Origin of the sequence: Streptomyces solincola (assembly GCF_002982015.1) — a bacterium.
In the GTDB taxonomy this organism is placed as follows: Bacteria; Actinomycetota; Actinomycetes; order Streptomycetales; family Streptomycetaceae; genus Streptomyces; species Streptomyces solincola.
In genome coordinates, this window is record NZ_PVLV01000648.1 from 1 (window position 1) to 1,569 (window position 1,569).

At 77.3% G+C, this 1,569-nt stretch carries 2 protein-coding genes; both read left to right on the top strand.

The window, feature by feature from the left end:
• Positions 1 to 1,109: beta-N-acetylhexosaminidase (locus tag C6N75_RS28740; protein ID WP_105871778.1), on the top strand; the 1,109-nt coding region annotated here is incomplete at its 5' end.
• On the top strand, positions 1,109 to 1,569 hold a 461-nt coding region (locus C6N75_RS28745), incomplete at its 3' end, for a cellulose binding domain-containing protein (protein WP_322888087.1). The genes C6N75_RS28740 and C6N75_RS28745, both read left to right, overlap by 1 nt.

Consider the following 1,569-nt stretch of genomic DNA (forward strand, 5'->3'; position numbering starts at 1 on the left):
CCCGCCACTTCCAGCCCGCCCGCTACCTGCACCGCCTGATCGACCTGCTCGCCCTGCACCGGATGAACGTGCTGCACCTGCACCTGACCGACGACCAGGGCTGGCGGATGCCCGTCGCCGCCTACCCCAAGCTCACCGAGATCGGCGGCCACCGCGCCCGCACCGTCGTCGGCCCCGGCGGCAGCGGCGTCTACGACGACACCCCGCACGGCGGCTCCTACACCCGCGCCGGACTCACCGCCCTCACCGCCCACGCCGCCGCCCGCGGCGTCACCCTGCTGCCCGAGATCGACCTGCCGGGCCACACCCGCGCCGCGCTCGCCGCCTACCCCGAACTCGGCGCGGACCCGGGCCGCCACCTGCCCGTCTGGGACGACTGGGGCGTCAGCCCGCACATCCTCGGCGTCCACGACCGCGCCCTGGACTTCTGCCGCACCGTCCTGGACGAGGTCTGCGACGCCTTCCCCGGCGCCCCCGTCCACATCGGCGGCGACGAATGCCCCGACGACGCCTGGCGCACCAGCCCCGACGCGCTGCGCCGCGTCGCCGACGAGGGCCTGACCGGGCCGCGCGCCCTGCACCCCTGGTTCGTCGGCCGGCTGGCCGACCACCTGCACGGCCTCGGCCGCACCCCGGTCGCCTGGGCCGAGGACGACCGGACCATGCCCGAAGGCACCGTGCTCATGCCCTGGCGGGACGCCGCCCACGGCCTGCCCGCCGCCCGCCGCGGCCACGACGTCGTCGCCACCCCCTTCCGCACCACCTACCTCGACTACCCCGAGACCGACGACCCCGCGGAGCCCCGGGCCCAGGCCGGCGACCCGCTGACCCTGCGCGCCGTGCAGGCCCACGACCCCGTGCCGGCCGACTGGGAGCCCGCCGCGGCCGCCCGGGTCACCGGCACCCAGGCGCAGTTGTGGAGCGAGTACCTGCCCACCGCCGCGCACCTGGAGTACCGCGCCTTCCCCCGGCTGTGCGCCCTCGCCGAGAGCGCCTGGTCGGGCCCGGCCGCCTGGCCGGACTTCGTCCGCCGGCTCGGCCCCCACCGCGTACGCCTGGACGCCCTGGGCGTACGTCCGCACCCTCCCACCCGAGAGGAAACCGTGTGATGATTCCCGCCGCCACACCCCCGCGCAGGGCCCGCCGGCTGCGCGCCGCCGCCGCGGCGGCCGCGCTCACCGCGACCGCGACCGCCGCCGCCACCCTCGCCGCGCCGCCCGCGGGGGCCGCCGCCGAGTCCCTCGCCGTGCAGTACAGGACCGGGGCCACCGGCGCCACCGCCGACCAGAGCGAGCCCTGGCTGAAGGTCCGCAACACCGGCACCACCTCCGTACCGCTCGGCGAGGTCAAGCTCCGCTACTACTTCAAGGCCGACACCCCGGCCGCCTCCTACCGCTTCGCGTGCTCCTGGGCGGTACGCGGCTGCGCCCACGTCACCGGCGTCTTCGGCGTCCTCGCCAAGCCCACCGCCACCGCCGACCGCTACCTGGAGATCGGCTTCACCCCCGGCGCCGGCAGCCTCGCGCCCGGCGCCGGGGGTGAAGCCGATCTCCAGGTAGCGGTCGGCGG